Here is a 15,956-nt window from a genome sequence, read left to right as displayed (position 1 = left end):
AGGACATGGGTACAGGGTGCGCTCGGCTACGATGTGTTTGCCTCGCTGCCCGGCTGATGCGGCGGTTGATCTGAACCGAAACGTGCGCTTTGTTGCGCCGCGGTGCCCAGCGAGGTCTGATGTCCGCACCAGTCGAAACGACTGCCGTTATGAGTTCACCGGCCGAGTCTCAGGGCGCATCCGCTCCCGAGCCCAGCGTCTCAGACGCGGACGCGTCGGCTTCGCCCACCGGCGGTCAGGCAAGTGTGGCGATGCAGCCTGACTGGCCACGATCGGAAGGCCGAGGGCGCAGGCCAGTGTCACCCAATGTGATCATCAGCGTGCTCGGCGGGCTGTTGACAGCGTTGCTGTCAGTGTTCGGAGGGCTGCTGGTATGGCAGCTCCACGCACTCGGGGACAGCATCAACAGCCTTCGTACCGAAATGCGAGCCGAGATCGGCAGCCTTCGCAACGAAATGCACACCGAGATCGACGGCCTACGCGCCGAGATCGGCAGCCTTCGCAACGAAATGCACACCGAGATCGACGGCCTACGCGCCGAGATCGGCAGCCTTCGCAACGAAATGCACACCGAGATCGGCGGCCTACGCGCCGAGATCGGCAGCCTTCGCAACGAAATGCACACCGAATTCGCCAGCGTGCGCGCCGAGATGCAGGCCGGCTTCCGTGAGGTCAATTCCACACTCCTCGAGCACACTGATCGCCTCGCCCGCCTCGAAGCCGCTCACGGTCTGCCACGGTCGACGACACAGCCCTGACCGGTCGAACGACGACCCACGGCGAACAAGCAGCGATGAAGGCCGCACCGAGCAGGAGCGCGGGGTTGCCGCCGGCTAACGAGTCAGGTCAGGCTTGGTGTGCCAGGCGCCGGCCAGGTCGACCAGGACGTATGTGCTCGAGAGCTTGTCCCAGATGTTCTGGTTTCGGCGGTCCCAGAACGGCATGAACAGCAGAACGCCCAACGTCAGCAGGATCGCAACCTCCGCGACAAGACCGGCGAGGACATAGCGCACCCAGAACATCCTTGCGAATCCAACGCCTGCGAGCAGCGGCAGTTCATCGCCGACTGTCTGCTGAGGAAGTGCGCGTGCGCTCGCCACATTCGGCACCAGGCTTGCGGCTGCAGCCAGCGATCACCAGATCGAAGTGTTGGGCACCGACCACTGATTCGGCTGACTGCGAACTCGGCATCGAGCAGCTGACTAGTTGCGGATCAAGCGATCGACCAGGGAATCCACCTGGAAGGATGCCCAGCAGGCTTGCGCGAGTTCGTGCCCATGGTTGCGCCATGTTGCGTTCACAACCTTGAGTCCCTTCTCTTGGATTCGCTCAACAGCAGGCACGAAATCCGAGTCGCCGGAGACGAGTACTGCGACCTGAAGCACACCTTCCCATGCCAACGAGAGAAGATCCGTAGCGATCGCGGCGTCGACTCCCTTCTCTGGAGCTCGCTTGAACGGAGTACCGCACTGCGGACACTCACCGGTTTGAGTCTTGCAAGAATTGCACCAGATACCGCCTGTTCGGATCCGACGCTCACGCACCTTTACCCGGAAGCTCGGTTGGCGATCAAGGAAGTTCGTGAGCCACTGGCTGAGTCTTGCGTCGCTCTCGCCCGACTTAACGCTTGCGTACACAAGGGTCTCGTCGAGCGCTAGGGAATCGGAACCACCAGCAGCTTCGAGGCGCCTAGCGGCCTCTTCCACCAGGACGCGTGGCAGCGCCGTCCAGTCGCACTGCGCCCTATTCGTGCGTTCGTTCCAATTGATCTGAAAGTTCCAGTAGTCGACGAAGAGACGAGTTCCGAGTCGCATCGTGGCTCCCAAGATTTGATGACCGGGCACCAAGAGAACCGCCACTGCGAGCAGCAGTGTGCCCAATGCCTGACAGTGAAACGAAATACGGGGAGCGGCAACTACCGCCCCCCGGGGGTTTCATACAGGCAACTCAGCAATAGCTGACTGCCTGGGGATCTAATGGCTGTTTACCCTACCATCGCCTGCTCCTAGCACGGAAGCCGTCCTTGGCGGGGCTACCCGGGGGGCTTGACGTTGCTGCTGCGGGCGATGCGGACTTGCGAGCGGCCGTTCTTCTCCTCGTCGTCCTCGGGCTGGGCGTAGCCGGTGGCGATGGCCGGCACCGGGTCGGCAGTCTCGTCGGCGTTCGTGTCCGGATCGTCAAAGACAGCGTCTCGGCCGGCGACCGTGGTCACCAGGTCACGCACCTGCGGGAGCATGGCCGCGTCGGTCGTGCGCGCCTCGTAGCGCACCACCATCCCCGGCCCTACGAACGGCTCCGGCGCGTCCAGGTCAAGCGCAGCCCGAACGACGAGGTCGCTGACGGCGCCGCTGCGCTCGACGGTGTCGGCCAGGATGTCCTCCAGCAGGCCGTCGTCGTCGACGCTCTCCAGGTACCCGTTGAAGCGTGCCTCGATGGCCACCTCGGTCACCCCGCCCACCAGAGATGCCGTGATCTGCCGGTCGTTGGTGCCGAGCGCCAACTCGGTGCTCAGGGCCGTCTCGCAGCCCCCTGCGGCATCGCGGGGCAGCTTCATCTCGAACATTGCGTCGGCGTCGAGGTTGGCTTCCATTGCGGCTTTGAGGTCTCCGTTGGTGGCTTTGCCATTGTTGAATCGCACGAACACGGTCGAGTCGCGCTCGACGACCCGCACCTCGATGTCCGAAGCCCCCGTTGCCGTCCACGTGCTGGCCACGTCGAACACGAACGACCAGTCATTGCCCGCAGCGCCGGCTGCGGCACCGCTGGCCTTGGCCACGATGTCGATGGTGTTGCGCGAGCCCCCGATCGTCCTCGGCACCGTGGCTGCGGCGTGGCTCGGGTACTTGGGGTTGCTCATGAGCACCGTCGTGATTCGTGGGTTCTTGTGCGCCGCAATGGCGACGAAGGAACGCTGCGCGTTCCGGTTGCCGTCGACATCTTCGACCGCTCCGCTGCGAATCGTGACGCGGTCGCCCCTCTCGAGCTCTTCGCTGAAGATCAAGTTGCCGGTCCCTGGTTCCACGGACACCGTGTTGGTGCTGCTCGAGCTACGCAAGACGACGCTCTCTTCGTTCACCGGGCCGCCGTCGGACACGGTCACTTCGGCGACGAACCGACCAGCGATCATAAAGACGTCAACTGTCGGTCGGATCCGGATCACCGGAGCTCGGGGCACGGTCACAGATGCCGTACCGAGCCGTCTTGCATCGGTGCCGGCACCGAGCTGAGCACCGGCCGCCACCGAGACGACGTCGCCCGTCTTCAGTTCGCTCGCGAAGCTCACCCTGACCTGATCGGGATTGCAGACGTCGTCGACACCTGTGTGCGTCACAGCGTTGGAAGCGGCAAGGAGTGCAGGAGCGCCGTTCAGTTCGATGATGTCGCGGATGATCTGCGTCAGCGAGGTGCCCTCGGGGTTGATGTCGTCGCTGAAGTAGAGGATCACGGCGCGGTCGCCGGGTTCGGGCACGTCGTTCGCGTCGACGACGCCGTCGTTGTTGCGGTCCGTGGTTGCGCCGATCTGCACGGTCAGATCCGGGGCAGCGGCGGCGGCAGCGACCGCCGCCTCGACCACGCTCGCGCTCACCGCGCCGGTGCCGCCGATGGCCACGATGTTGAGGTTGACTTTCGTGCCGTCGCTGTCTTCTTGGGGTGTTTCGGCCAGGTACTCGCTCACCGATGCGGGCAGCGTGTCGCCCACGAGCAGCATCGGCACCAGTGCGCCGTCGTCGAATGTGGCGGCCAGCACTGGGGCGGCCGCAACGCCGTCGGGCAGCGCGTCGCTGTGGACCAGAGCCACGGTGTCGCCGGAGACGGGTTCCAGGTCGTCGGCGCAGTCGTCGTGCGCCAACTCGGCGAGCGCCACGGAGGTTCCCGCTGCGCCGTCGCCGGCGACGCGGCCAACCGTGTCGACGCCGGCGTCGGTCAGCGCCTGCTGGACATCGGCGGACACTGCTTCGGTGCCGCCCACGATCACCACGTGTTCGATGTCCTCGGTGTCGATGAAGCCTGCTGTGGCCGTGGGCAAGGCATTGGCCTGGGTCATCAGCACCGGCAGCTGAAGGCGGTAGGCGACCGGGCCGACCATCATGGCGTAGGCCAGTGACACGTCGCCGCCGTTGACAAGGATTGCGCTGGCGGCGTCGCTGCCGCACCACGACGGGATCTCGTCGAGGGCCGATGCGATCGCTGCGGCGGTGGCGAACCGGTCAGCCCCCTGGATGCGGCCGACCGTGGGCTCGTTGGACAGCGCTGCCATGTCTTCGAGCACCGAATCAGCAACGGCACCTCGGCCGCCAAGAACGTGAATGGTGCCGACGCCATAGTCCTCGATAAAGGAAGCCACTTCGCTGTGCAGGGTGTCGCCAGGTGTCAGCAGCACCGGTGCGTCCCGGAAGCCGGCCAGGCCAGACACCGACACAGCATCCACCAACGTGACACCCGAGGCGACGAAGGCCACCGGCACCTGACCGCTGCCGCCCTTGCCGGTGGCGAAGTTCGTGGCGAGGCGCAACGCGGTGTCGTAGCGGTCGCGGCCGCCGAATTCTCGGGCGTCGCCTTCGCCGTCGTCGTCGGTGTCGACGAGCACCTCGCTCGCCGTATTGGCGGCATGGGCTGGGGCAGCGGCGACGACCGCCAGCACCGTGGCGCACAGCAGCGCGGCGGCGACCGCTGCGAGCGAGCGACGGCGAAGTCCTGAAGAGGGTTGGGTCACAGTTCCGAGCCTCCTGTTCGGCGCGGCTCCCGGTACGACCGCAGACCAAGGCCGTCGAATGGTTGGACGAGAAGTCCTGCTCGCGGGTTTCCGGCAATGCTACTTCCGCCCACGAACCCAGAACCATCGCCGGCCGAGCCTCAGAACTCGATTGTTCGCCGCGGAGGGGGTCAAGTACGGTTGGCCCATGGCACCGCAGTCAGGTACAGCTGCCGCGAAGCATAAGAAGACGGTCGCGGCACCCGTCAGCACATCCGAGTCCACCCCAGATCCCGACGGTGATCTGGAAGCAGACAGGTTCACGCGCTACGAGACGTCAGGGGCGTTCGTGGCATCGCTTGAAGAGCGTTCCTGACATTCCCCAGTGCCAACACATGACGTGGTGGCCTGCGACCTATGGTTTGTTCAATCCGGCTCGCCGACGCTTGATCTCTTGGCGAATCACGGACTGGGCGTTGAACCGGGTCTGAGGCTCCAACATCAGCTTCGTCGGGTGATCACTCGCTCGCCGTCTGGGCGATCAACGACCATCCAATCCGAGCGTGTCTCAGTCCGCCAGCTGGAACTCCAGCGGTCCAGCAGCTCTTCGACACTCAGATGTCCCTGCACGTGCTCGAGGATGTCTTCGCCAAGGCCAGCGCGAAAGAGATCGGCGGCAGTGACGGTGTGTTGCTCAACGAGAGGCATCATCAGCCAACCGACAGCTTCACCGACAGGTCCGACTTCCTCAAGAAGTTCGAGAAAAGCGGCGAGCTTGCTCAAGGACCTCAAACGTTCAGGTGCAAGCGCACCACCAGAACGCCACTTGCGTACAGCCGAGATCGAGACCCGGCACAGTCGGGCGATGTCCGTCCAGCCGAGACCACGATCGATCGCCAACTCTGCGAGCAGCGCCTCGCTGCCGTGCTGTGCCTTCGTGTTGGTCAGAAGGCCCAGAGCGGACAACGGCGGTGCACGCCGGATGGGTGCCTCACGAGAGCTGAGGATCCGTCTTGAACTCACATTTGTCCAACGCGTACACACCCAGTAGGCCTCATTCAGGTCGGCAATAGCCTCCGCTGCAGAAGCCGTGCCGATCCCGGGCATGAACCCTGAGCCAAGCTGCCGAGATCTCGCTGAGGTCTGATCGGTGATGAGCGTCATGGCTCCTCCCTGAACAATTCCCGCGCACGATCGGTGATCGAGCGCTGGAACAGCTTCCCTATCGGCTCGTGCAACTCGTCGAGCACCGTAGCGACAGGTTCAGTGTCGAAGTCGATCATTTCGGAACCGCTGGTGTCGCGATACGAGTCAACATCAATGACAAAAAAAGGTCCCTCGGGCGGCTGCGTTCGTCGGCGCAGTGGCTTGTCCCCGACGACTCCCGAACCGACCATCGCGGCATACCGGACGAGCATGTGGTGGTTGCCGTTGTGGAGCACGGCCGCGGTAGTGAAGCCGTCTGGTGACATATCGGGCACCATCTTCAAGTGGCTGAGGACGTCGGCTGCGACCCAGTCGCTCCACTGAGACGCATCGGTGATGGGTTCGGGAACGCGGATCTCATCGATGTAGCGGAGGCCGACGCGCTCGACACCCGCCACTCGCGCATCGCTGGCAACAACATCGATTGCATGCATGACCAAGGACCGAAACTCTGGCCACTCGCTGTACGAGGTGGTTTCGATCGACAGGGACGTTCGGGTGAGCACGACCGAGGACGTGCGGTCGCGGTTCGAGAATCGCAAGAAGCGTTGGGTCTCATCGCCATCATCTGTGTCCTCGTCTGCCCATTCCACCGTGCCCGTGGCGGGAAGGGGCAGTAAGTCCGCAAACTGCTCGACCAGACGGCTCAGTGTGTCCTCAGCCGTCAGGCGCGGCACTAACCCTGATTGTTCATGAGTCGGGCGGGTTTGGGTGTGTGAGTCCGCGGAAAAGCCTCTCTGATCTGCGACGATGCGTGTTGTCGACACACGCAGTGTGCAATTCAGAGAGGCATCTCCGAGGTGAAACTTAGCAGTGTGGCAAATGCGCGTCTGGCAGGCGGCGGAGATCGGGTGGCGTGGGGCGCGGGGCTGTTCGCTTTGGGCGGTTTCGCGGACCGCGTCGGGCTGACTTCGGCGCTGTCGGCGGCGGTTCCGCGGCGCGGCGAGCGCGCTCCGGTCTGAGGTGTTTCTGACTCTTCGCGACGGGTTGGGGTTGGGTTCAGACTGCGTCGGTGGGTTGCTGGCGGGTTGTGGTTGGTGAGAGTAGTGGTCTGGGTCATCGTTGGCTCCGGTGCCAGGCTCGGCGTTGTTGGTCGGCGGTGTGCATCCCGTGCTGGCGGGCGGCGCGGATGGTGTCGCCGCGGCCGTCGTGTTCGTCGTTGGGGGTGACGTAGCCGATGGCTTCGTGCAGCCGGACGCTGTTGTGGTGGGCTCGGATCCGTTCGAGTTCGGCGGTGAGCACGGTCGGGTCGGTGATCGTGGTCAGGTGGGGGTGCTCGCGTTTGGCGTGGCCCCACAGCGACTCGATCCAGGCCTGGTCGGTCGGTGTGGAGGGGCGGCCGAAGTGTTGAGCGATCGAGCACAGGGCCATGAACCGGCGGGTCTCGTTGGCGCGCATCTCGGTGCCGTTGTCCGAGATCGCCAGCAGCAACGGGATCGTGGTGTCGTCGGGCGGTTCGGCGTCGGGGTCGTCGAGGCGTGCCCGCAGCTCGTTGGTGAGCAGCCCTTCGTTGTCGAGACCGCGGCTGAACAGGACCCGGGCGGCGACCGAGTCGGGGTTGGCTGTGAGGTGGGTGGAGATCCATTTGCGGCTGACGAGGTCGACGATCGCGTACGCGTGCTTGGCGGCAGCGCAGCGTTCGAACTGGGAGCCGTCCCAGCACCACAGCTGGTTCGGGCGCCATTCATGCCAGGCCGGCCACGGCGTCTTCACGCTGCGCGCGGGCCGCGGATCTCCTTGCAGGGCAAGGCCGTGACGGGCCAGGACCCGATCCACTGTCGATGGCGATACCCACACTCGCTGTTCGTAGGAGCCGCGGTGGGCGAGCTTGCGGTGCGAGCGGTCGATGTCGCCCCAGTCATCGAACAGCGCCAAGATCTCGGCCTCTTCGCACTCGAGGAGCCCATGGATCGGGTTCCCGCCCGCAGCGAGATCCTCGAGGCGGCCGGCGGCTCGGCGTTGTCGCCAGCGCCACACCCTGGCCCGGTCGACCTCGAGGGCCGCGCAGGCCCGGGTGAGACTCCAGCCGGCGCGCACAGCGTCGTCGATCAAGCCGAGCAGCGCTGCTTTGGCGGCCCCGTCGACGCGGGCGGGGATCGGGCCGCTCATCCCCAGTGCGATTTTCCCCGCAGCACCGCCAACTCGACCGCCTGCTCGATCACCGTGGACTGGAGCCGTTCGACTTCGGCGCGCAACGCGGCCGCCTCCGACGCCTCGGCGCGGGACTGGCGCGGCCGGCCCGGCCTGGAGGCCTGCAAAGCGGCGATCGCCCCGTCGCGAGCCACAGCGCGCAGCCGAGCGACCACCGAGCGATCCACCCCCGCCTCGGCCGCGGCGTCCGCTTGGGAAATCTGCCCCGACAGCATCCGCACCCACAAGTCGTACTTCTGCTCCGCTGTCAGCATCCGCTTCGGCTCTCGCTGCATCGACGTCATCGTTGACGGCCTCCATGATCAAGGCCAGCCACCATCTCAGATGCAACCTGAAAGAACCAGAATCCCGTCGCGTTAAGTCAGACGCAACACAGGCGGTGAAGCCTTGTTGGTGCATCTGTTGTTGGTGCTGGCCGGAGGCGGGGAGGCGTGCACAGATATCGAGCATCTGCGGTCTCAGCGGGACCTGTTCGGGCCGGTGGGGTCGCACTCGACGCTGTATCGGGCACTGCGCGGCATCGACGGCTCGGGACTCGGGGCGCTGTGGGGCGCCGCGGCCACGGCGCGCGGCGAGGCGTGGTCGAAGCGCCGCGGCTCGGGTCCGTTGGTGCTCGACATCGACTCGACGCTGGTGGAGGTCCACTCGGAGAACAAGCAGGGCGCCGCGCCTCATTACAAGGGCGGGTTCGGTTTTCATCCGATGATGTGCTCGACCGGCGACGGGGAGCCGCTGTGGGTCAAGCTGCGCCCGGGCAACGCCGCCGCGAACGACATCGCCGATCACATAGAAGTGCTCGACGCTGCGATATCGGTGCTGCCCGCAGCCGACGCCGCGGGCCACCGCGCAGGCGACGCCGCGGCGCTGGGGGGACGCGAGACGGTGCTGCGGGTCGACGCCGGCGGCTGCTCGGCGCGTATCGCTGAGGCATGCCGGGACCGCAACATCACGTTTTTCATGTCGGCTCGGGCCACCGCGGGCATCGACGCCGCGATCGCGGCTGCCCGCTGTGATCCCCGACGCTGGAGCGCCGCGGTGGCGAACCCCAAACAGCGCCGCTCCAAGGCCCATGTCGCGGAGCTGACCGATCTGGTGGACCTATCGGGCTGGCCCGAGGGGACACGGCTGATCATCCGACGCGAACCGCTGCACCCGGGCGCGCAGCGCAGCCTGTTCGACAGCGACAACTTCCGCTACTGGGGATTCCTCACCGACGCCACAGCCGGCCCAGCGCGGCTCGACAAGCTCATGCGAAAACACGCCGACGTCGAAGACGCCGTCGCCCGTCTCAAGGACTCCGGGCTGGCGCGCATGCCCTTCACCGCCTGGGACGCCAACAGCGCATGGGCAGCACTGTGCACCATCAGCGCAGCGCTCGTGCACTGGTTCTGTGTTGCGTCTGACTTAACGCGACGGGATTCTGGTTCTTTCAGGTTGCATCTGAGATGGTGGCTGGCCTTGATCATGGAGGCCGTCAACGATGACGTCGATGCAGCGAGAGCCGAAGCGGATGCTGACAGCGGAGCAGAAGTACGACTTGTGGGTGCGGATGCTGTCGGGGCAGATTTCCCAAGCGGACGCCGCGGCCGAGGCGGGGGTGGATCGCTCGGTGGTCGCTCGGCTGCGCGCTGTGGCTCGCGACGGGGCGATCGCCGCTTTGCAGGCCTCCAGGCCGGGCCGGCCGCGCCAGTCCCGCGCCGAGGCGTCGGAGGCGGCCGCGTTGCGCGCCGAAGTCGAACGGCTCCAGTCCACGGTGATCGAGCAGGCGGTCGAGTTGGCGGTGCTGCGGGGAAAATCGCACTGGGGATGAGCGGCCCGATCCCCGCCCGCGTCGACGGGGCCGCCAAAGCAGCGCTGCTCGGCTTGATCGACGACGCTGTGCGCGCCGGCTGGAGTCTCACCCGGGCCTGCGCGGCCCTCGAGGTCGACCGGGCCAGGGTGTGGCGCTGGCGACAACGCCGAGCCGCCGGCCGCCTCGAGGATCTCGCTGCGGGCGGGAACCCGATCCATGGGCTCCTCGAGTGCGAAGAGGCCGAGATCTTGGCGCTGTTCGATGACTGGGGCGACATCGACCGCTCGCACCGCAAGCTCGCCCACCGCGGCTCCTACGAACAGCGAGTGTGGGTATCGCCATCGACAGTGGATCGGGTCCTGGCCCGTCACGGCCTTGCCCTGCAAGGAGATCCGCGGCCCGCGCGCAGCGTGAAGACGCCGTGGCCGGCCTGGCATGAATGGCGCCCGAACCAGCTGTGGTGCTGGGACGGCTCCCAGTTCGAACGCTGCGCTGCCGCCAAGCACGCGTACGCGATCGTCGACCTCGTCAGCCGCAAATGGATCTCCACCCACCTCACAGCCAACCCCGACTCGGTCGCCGCCCGGGTCCTGTTCAGCCGCGGTCTCGACAACGAAGGGCTGCTCACCAACGAGCTGCGGGCACGCCTCGACGACCCCGACGCCGAACCGCCCGACGACACCACGATCCCGTTGCTGCTGGCGATCTCGGACAACGGCACCGAGATGCGCGCCAACGAGACCCGCCGGTTCATGGCCCTGTGCTCGATCGCTCAACACTTCGGCCGCCCCTCCACACCGACCGACCAGGCCTGGATCGAGTCGCTGTGGGGCCACGCCAAACGCGAGCACCCCCACCTGACCACGATCACCGACCCGACCGTGCTCACCGCCGAACTCGAACGGATCCGAGCCCACCACAACAGCGTCCGGCTGCACGAAGCCATCGGCTACGTCACCCCCAACGACGAACACGACGGCCGCGGCGACACCATCCGCGCCGCCCGCCAGCACGGGATGCACACCGCCGACCAACAACGCCGAGCCTGGCACCGGAGCCAACGATGACCCAGACCACTACTCTCACCAACCACAACCCGCCAGCAACCCACCGACGCAGTCTGAACCCAACCCCAACCCGTCGCGAAGAGTCAGAAACACCTCAGTTCCAGACACAGCGCCTCACCGGGCCGCTCGCCAAAGCGGCACCCAAACGGCTCCGCTGGCAGCTGTGGCACCTGCCCGCGCTCGTGTGCGAAACCGGCCGACGCGTCAAGCTGCGGCTCCCCACCGCACACCCCGGCGCCAAAGCCCTGCTCGCCGCCCAGCACCCCAACTGAGCACCCCGCACCCCCAGCCGCCCACAGCGCCGCTCACCCAGCGGCCGGCCCGCCGCGCCCCCACACCCATGCCGGGGACCCCACACCCGCCCAGCGACCACCCCAACAGCGCCAAACAACACCCACCGGGTCCCGCCAAGCCGACAAACCCGCCCCGCACACCGAAAACACAACCCAAAACGCCGATCAGGCATTCTCATGAACAATCAGGGCTAACGGGAACCGGATTTCGCAGGTGACGTACACCAGCGGCGCGTTTGTGTACACCTCACGCGTGTAGCCCATCTGCCAGAAACTATAGACCGATACCCAAACTCGCACCAGAACATGTACTGAGACTGGCACCAAGCGTGACAGGACGACCTGCGGCCGCGAGATGCGTTCGAGAGGTGGGTGGGGACGCGAGGAGCCCCGGGGCCGAGACCCCGGGGCTCCTTCTCAGTTTTTGCTGTCCCGGTCGGGCGGGCAGGCCACCCGACCGTTCAGTTCAACTGTGCAGCTAGCTCCTAGCTGGCCAGCGGGTCGTCCGGAGCATCGACGCTGCTGCTGCGCCCGATACGGACCTGCGAGGAATCGTTCTTGTCCTCGTCCACGGTGTCGCGCTTGCCGTCCGGGTCGTGGCCTTCATCTGCCGCGTAGCCGATCGCGATCGCTACTACCGGATCAATGTCAGTATCAGAATCGAGTGCATCGCCAGCGGTGTCTGTTGTGCGCACGTCGCCAGCGTGGCCGGCATCCGTGTCCACGAGGTCACGCAGCTGCGGCAGCATGGCCGCACTGGTGGTGAGCGCCTCGTAGCGCACCGTCGTGCCAGGTGCATTGAATGTTCCCGCCGTCGCGTTGTCGGACAGTCCGAGCGCTGTTCGGACTCGACCAACTGCAACGGCCCGAACTTCTTCCAGCGGTACACCTTCACCCTTGCCCTGCACCCGGCTCGCAGTGCGGTCCAGCACGTCTGCGAGCAGTTCTGAATGATCAGTGGTGCCCGGTGTGTTGCCGATGGTCTCGACGTAGCCGTTGAAGCGGACTTGGATCGCAACCTGGGTCTGGCCCATGATGGCGGCATCGTCATCATCTAGGGCACGCAGTGCCGGCTCCTGCCTGCTGTTCGTGTCGATGCTCAGGTTGTTGTTCTCGGTGGCACCGCAGACGCCGTCCTCATCCGCGGGCAGACTCACCTCGAACATCGCATCGAATGCGCTGTTGTCCTCGAGTTCGGCCTTCAGATCGGCGAACTTGGCCTTGCCGTTGTTGAACCGCACGAACACGGTCGCATCACGGCTGTTGACCCGGACATCAATGTCGGTCGCCTTCTCGTCGTCATAGGTGCTGGCCACGTCGAACACGAAGCCCCAGTCGTTGCCGACAGCACCAGCCGCGGCACCATCCTTCTTGGCCGAGATCGTGATCAGCGTCTCGGCGCCCGTGAACACAGCGGGAACCGTGTACGCCGCCTGGGTGAGAGGCTTCAAGCTGCTCATCAGCACCGAGGTGATCCGCGGACTCTTCTGCGGGGTGACTGCAGTGAACGAACGCTGGAGGTTCTTGTTCTCGTTGTCGTCCTCAACCGAACCGCTCTTGATCGTCAGGCGATCGCCGGCGTGAATGAGGTTGGTTGCGTCAGCATCTTCATTGACGACTGCCACAGTGCCCGACTTCGCTCCAGCCGTCCAACCAACTGCTCCAAGTGTGCTGCCGCGCGAGGAGCTGAGCTCGAAGTCGTTTCCGTCAAGCACGAAGTCGAGCGCCAAGTTGTCCTCGGTAACGCTCACCAGGAAAGTTGTCTGGCCGACGATGCCGATGGCGCTCACGGCAGGACGTGTGCGGTCTACCACACGCGCAGGCACTGTCACCGACGTACCGCTAATGGAACGCAAGTCCACATTGGCGCCGAACTTCAGGCTGGTTGCAACGATCGAAATCGTGTCGCCGGGCTTCAGCTCGCGTGCGAGGTTCACGGTGACCGTGTCTGGATCGCAGTCCGCAATGCTGCTGTTGCCCCCAGCATGTGCGACCGGAGTTGCGGCGAGCCGTGCTGGAGCACCGTTGATCTCCAGGATGTCACGCACCATTGATTCGAGGGCTGTCAAATCGTCGATGACGTTGTCGCTGAAGTGCAGGTCAACGGACTTGTTGCCAGCCTGTGGGGGATCATCGGTCTCGTCACCGTCATCGTCGAGGTCGCCACCAGTAGCTGCGATCTTCACCGTGAGGTCATCCGAGGATGCAGCTGCGTCAAGCGCGGCGCTCATCACGCTTGCGCTCACCGCACCGGCGCCGCCGATGGCCACGATGGTCAGGTTGACCTTGTTGCCGTCGGAGTCGGCCTGCGGAGTGGCGGCCAGGTAGTCGCGCACCGCGGCGGGCAGCGTGTCGCCCACGACAAGCATCGGCACCAAGAAGCCATCAGCAAAGTCGCTACTGCTGGACAGCACAGGTGCTGCAGCAACGCCGTCAGGCAGTCCGTCCTGGCTCACCAGCGCCACCGTGGAGGGTGCCGTCGGAGTGAGGTCGTCCTTGCAGTCACCGGTCAGCAGCTCGGCCAGCAAGACCGAGGTGCCCGCCGGCGTATCGCCAGCGATGCGCTCCACGGTGTCAACACCGGAGTCGCTGAGGGCAGTGGCGACGTCGTCGGAGACGGCATCGGTGCCGCCCACGATGACGACATGCTCAATGTCCTCACCCTCGATGAAGTCCGCTGTACCCGCCGGCAGCTCGTCGGCTGTGGTCATCAGCAATGGCAGCTGCAAACGGTGAGCGATCGGGCCGACCATCATGGCGTCGACCAGCGACATGTCGCCGCCGTTGACCAGGATGGCCGCAGGATCCTCGCCACCGCACCAGGCAGCGCCGCCGCCCAGCTTCGACGCTGCAGCAGCAGCAGTCGCGTAACGGTCGGCGCCCTCGATGCGGGACACCGTGGGCTCGTTGGCGAGCGCTTCGATGTCTTCTGCGACCTCGTCGGACACCGCACCGGCGCCACCGAGGATGTAGACGTTATCGACGCCGTAGTCCTCGATGAAGTCGGCCACGCGGCCGTGCAGGCTGTCGCCGGGCGTCAGCAGGATCGGTACGTCAAGAAACCCGGCAAGACCGGCGACCGATACGGCATCGACCAGCTTGTGGCCAGACGCGACGAATGCAGTCGGGACGGTGTTGAGTCCGCCCTTGCCTTCAGCGAAGTCCTTCGCAAGGCGAAGTGCAGTGTCGTAACGATCACGGCCGCCGAACTCGCGCACAGGCGCAGTGTCAGCGTCGCTGTCGTGATCGACAAGCACCTCGCTAGATGTGTTTGCGGCTTGAGCAGGAGAGCCTGCAACGACCGCAAGCACCGATGCCATGAGCATCGCCGCCAGGATCGCTGCGAGAGAGCGCCTGCCCCGCCGCTTATGAGTAGTGTTCAAGGTTCTGTTGCTCCCTGTTCCACTCCGAGACGCCGAAATCGGGCCACGAAACGGGTGCAAAGCACAGGTCTAGGACTCAGAAACGCGAGGGCGTTCGGCGGGCGTTCCCCGACAATTGACCCGGGCCTTTTGAGGTCGGCCGGGGAACACCGCGGGAACGGCGCAGCGCCGCGTTGCGACAGTCGGAGCCCGGTCGGCTCAGCGCGTGCTGTGCGTGGCTGCGGCTATGGGTGCAGGGCGAACGGGTTGAGGAATTGGCGGCCCCACAAGCGTTCGCGGTCGGCCTGAGACAGTTGCGCGGCGTCGCAGACGTCTTGCCAGTGCTCGGTGATCGTGTCGATGTGGCTGTCGATGATGGCTTGGGCTTCGTGGGTGTCGAGGTGGAAGTTGTGGGCGTGCTCGGCGCAGCGGGCGGCTTGGCTGAGGCGTTCGCCGTTGGGGCCATAGGCCATTGCCTGGTGGGCCTCGCCTCCTGTGCGCTGTTGGGGGCAGATGTCGTATGCGGGTGTGAGGGTGAGCTCGCGGCCGTTCCAGAAGGCGGAGTGGTTCTTGGCGTGGTCGTCGGTGTTGCTGACGAGGATGTTGAACACGATCCGGGAGAACAGCTCCCGCAGGGTCGCGTCGGGGGAACCGAACCGGGCTCGGATCGAGTCGGCGAGTGCGGCATATGTCGCGTAGCGGCCGGCGATTCCGTGGGCGTCGTGGAGGTCCAAGATGGTCAGCGCAGAGATCATCATCCGGCGTTTGCGCGGCGGTGAGCGGTCGAAGCGGCGCACGAGCAGCACGTCACGGCCGGCGGCGGCGGCGAACTCGACCCGGGCGGTGTCGATCCCCGCGCGGCGGGCGAGTTCCATCGCGATGTACTCGGCCTTCACGACGGGGTAGGTGTCGCGAGAAGACGTGAACTTGGCGATCACGCCTGTGCGTTGGTCGCGCAGTGCGACCTTGGGACGCGCACCGCCGATCGAGGTGCCGTGCAGCAGCGCCCGCTCCAGTGCGGGCGGCAGCGGCTGGCCGTCTTCAACGCGCTGTGCGGCCTCGGCGAGCTGGCCGAGATCGGCGCCTTCGCCGCTTCGAGGGGTGTACTCGGTCGCGCTCGCCTGGAAGTCGAGCGCGCCGGCTCGGTCCGAGCCTGATTCGAGCAGGTACGCGAGCTCGGACAGATCGGTGTCCGACGCCCGCAGCCGGTACTCGATCACTCGACGTCCCCATGCGTCGGGCGCGGCATCGGCGATGCACCCCGGCAGCGTTCCCGAGGTGGGCGCGATCTCGCCGCTGCGCAAGGGCAGATCCGGCAGGTACAGCGCGATCGCGTCGGGATTGGCCAAGTAGCTGCGCCCGTAGGCGAAGGTCACCGCGGAGAGTGTCAGA

14 protein-coding genes and 1 pseudogene are annotated in these 15,956 nt (G+C 65.7%); 6 read left to right on the top strand and 9 right to left on the bottom strand.

The genetic code is table 11. The features are described 5' to 3' along the window. Positions 1 to 296: 296 nt before the first annotated feature. Positions 297 to 758 carry a hypothetical protein gene (locus ACOCMM_RS02085; protein ID WP_419551546.1) on the top strand — a complete coding sequence of 154 codons (462 nt, stop codon included), beginning with the start codon at positions 297 to 299 and terminating at the stop codon, positions 756 to 758. A 75-nt stretch (positions 759 to 833) separates the two neighbouring features. Here the strand turns inward: ACOCMM_RS02085 and ACOCMM_RS02080 are convergent, their stop codons facing one another. The 3 genes from ACOCMM_RS02080 to ACOCMM_RS02070 form a co-directional block, all read right to left on the bottom strand. Continuing rightward, positions 834 to 1,100: a hypothetical protein gene (locus ACOCMM_RS02080; protein WP_419551545.1), complete on the bottom strand. Its 267-nt coding sequence runs from the start codon at positions 1,098 to 1,100 to the stop codon at positions 834 to 836. A gap of 102 nt (positions 1,101 to 1,202) precedes the next feature. Further along, entirely contained in the window at positions 1,203 to 1,814 is a 612-nt protein-coding gene (locus ACOCMM_RS02075; protein ID WP_419551544.1) for an NYN domain-containing protein, read from the bottom strand. Positions 1,815 to 2,032: 218 nt separating this feature from the next. Beyond that, the gene (locus tag ACOCMM_RS02070; protein ID WP_419551543.1) at positions 2,033 to 4,714 is read right to left on the bottom strand and encodes a cell wall-binding repeat-containing protein; all 2,682 of its coding nucleotides are present in this window, start codon (positions 4,712 to 4,714) and stop codon (positions 2,033 to 2,035) included. A 187-nt stretch (positions 4,715 to 4,901) separates the two neighbouring features. Between ACOCMM_RS02070 and ACOCMM_RS02065 the strand changes: the two genes are divergently transcribed. Beyond that, positions 4,902 to 5,069, top strand: a complete 168-nt coding sequence (locus ACOCMM_RS02065) for a hypothetical protein (protein ID WP_419551542.1) — start codon at positions 4,902 to 4,904, stop codon at positions 5,067 to 5,069. Between the two features lie 125 nt (positions 5,070 to 5,194). Here the strand turns inward: ACOCMM_RS02065 and ACOCMM_RS02060 are convergent, their stop codons facing one another. Then, on the bottom strand, positions 5,195 to 5,857 hold the full coding sequence (locus ACOCMM_RS02060; protein WP_419551541.1) for a hypothetical protein: 663 nt from the start codon (positions 5,855 to 5,857) through the stop codon (positions 5,195 to 5,197). After that, complete coding sequence (locus ACOCMM_RS02055; protein WP_419551540.1) at positions 5,854 to 6,576, bottom strand: TIGR04255 family protein; 723 nt, start codon at positions 6,574 to 6,576, stop codon at positions 5,854 to 5,856. The genes ACOCMM_RS02060 and ACOCMM_RS02055 overlap by 4 nt, the downstream gene beginning before the upstream one ends. Positions 6,577 to 6,714: 138 nt before the next feature. Between ACOCMM_RS02055 and ACOCMM_RS02050 the strand changes: the two genes are divergently transcribed. Next, positions 6,715 to 6,861 (top strand): hypothetical protein, encoded by a 147-nt coding sequence (locus ACOCMM_RS02050; protein WP_419551539.1) that lies wholly within the window; start codon positions 6,715 to 6,717, stop codon positions 6,859 to 6,861. Between the two features lie 94 nt (positions 6,862 to 6,955). Here the strand turns inward: ACOCMM_RS02050 and ACOCMM_RS02045 are convergent, their stop codons facing one another. Then, entirely contained in the window at positions 6,956 to 8,008 is a 1,053-nt protein-coding gene (locus tag ACOCMM_RS02045) for an integrase core domain-containing protein (protein ID WP_419551538.1), read from the bottom strand. Further along, on the bottom strand, positions 8,005 to 8,325 hold the full coding sequence (locus ACOCMM_RS02040) for a helix-turn-helix domain-containing protein (protein ID WP_419551537.1): 321 nt from the start codon (positions 8,323 to 8,325) through the stop codon (positions 8,005 to 8,007). The genes ACOCMM_RS02045 and ACOCMM_RS02040 overlap by 4 nt, the downstream gene beginning before the upstream one ends. A gap of 118 nt (positions 8,326 to 8,443) precedes the next feature. Between ACOCMM_RS02040 and ACOCMM_RS02035 the strand changes: the two are divergent. The 3 genes and pseudogenes from ACOCMM_RS02035 to ACOCMM_RS02025 form a co-directional block, all read left to right on the top strand. Further along, a pseudogene (locus tag ACOCMM_RS02035) lies at positions 8,444 to 9,388 on the top strand (transposase); the annotation flags it as partial. After that, positions 9,362 to 10,909, top strand: a complete 1,548-nt coding sequence (locus tag ACOCMM_RS02030; protein ID WP_419554802.1) for an integrase core domain-containing protein — start codon at positions 9,362 to 9,364, stop codon at positions 10,907 to 10,909. The pseudogene ACOCMM_RS02035 and the gene ACOCMM_RS02030, both read left to right, overlap by 27 nt. Then, positions 10,906 to 11,181: a hypothetical protein gene (locus tag ACOCMM_RS02025; protein ID WP_419551536.1), complete on the top strand. Its 276-nt coding sequence runs from the start codon at positions 10,906 to 10,908 to the stop codon at positions 11,179 to 11,181. The genes ACOCMM_RS02030 and ACOCMM_RS02025 overlap by 4 nt, the downstream gene beginning before the upstream one ends. A gap of 506 nt (positions 11,182 to 11,687) precedes the next feature. Here the strand turns inward: ACOCMM_RS02025 and ACOCMM_RS02020 are convergent. Together ACOCMM_RS02020 and ACOCMM_RS02015 are read right to left on the bottom strand one after the other, a co-directional pair. Next, positions 11,688 to 14,585: a cell wall-binding repeat-containing protein gene (locus tag ACOCMM_RS02020; RefSeq protein ID WP_419551535.1), complete on the bottom strand. Its 2,898-nt coding sequence runs from the start codon at positions 14,583 to 14,585 to the stop codon at positions 11,688 to 11,690. A gap of 224 nt (positions 14,586 to 14,809) precedes the next feature. Continuing rightward, positions 14,810 to 15,940: a type II toxin-antitoxin system HipA family toxin gene (locus ACOCMM_RS02015; protein ID WP_419551534.1), complete on the bottom strand. Its 1,131-nt coding sequence runs from the start codon at positions 15,938 to 15,940 to the stop codon at positions 14,810 to 14,812. Between the last annotated feature and the right edge of the window lie 16 nt (positions 15,941 to 15,956).

Source organism: Candidatus Poriferisodalis sp. (genome assembly GCF_965198245.1).
Classification (GTDB): domain Bacteria; phylum Actinomycetota; class Acidimicrobiia; order Acidimicrobiales; family Poriferisodalaceae; genus Poriferisodalis.
Note: the sequence above shows the minus strand (reverse complement) of the source record. Positions and strands in the feature narration are given on the sequence as shown.

Bases quoted from the DNA above. Each gene is read 5' to 3' on its own strand.
- ACOCMM_RS02075 (WP_419551544.1), bottom strand. From the start codon at position 1,814: ATGCGACTCGGAACTCGTCTCTTCGTCGACTACTGGAACTTTCAGATC.
- ACOCMM_RS02065 (WP_419551542.1), top strand. From the start codon at position 4,902: ATGGCACCGCAGTCAGGTACAGCTGCCGCGAAGCATAAGAAGACGGTC.
- ACOCMM_RS02060 (WP_419551541.1), bottom strand. From the start codon at position 5,857: ATGACGCTCATCACCGATCAGACCTCAGCGAGATCTCGGCAGCTTGGC.
- ACOCMM_RS02045 (WP_419551538.1), bottom strand. From the start codon at position 8,008: ATGAGCGGCCCGATCCCCGCCCGCGTCGACGGGGCCGCCAAAGCAGCG.
- ACOCMM_RS02040 (WP_419551537.1), bottom strand. From the start codon at position 8,325: ATGCAGCGAGAGCCGAAGCGGATGCTGACAGCGGAGCAGAAGTACGAC.
- ACOCMM_RS02030 (WP_419554802.1), top strand. From the start codon at position 9,362: ATGCCCTTCACCGCCTGGGACGCCAACAGCGCATGGGCAGCACTGTGC.
- ACOCMM_RS02025 (WP_419551536.1), top strand. From the start codon at position 10,906: ATGACCCAGACCACTACTCTCACCAACCACAACCCGCCAGCAACCCAC.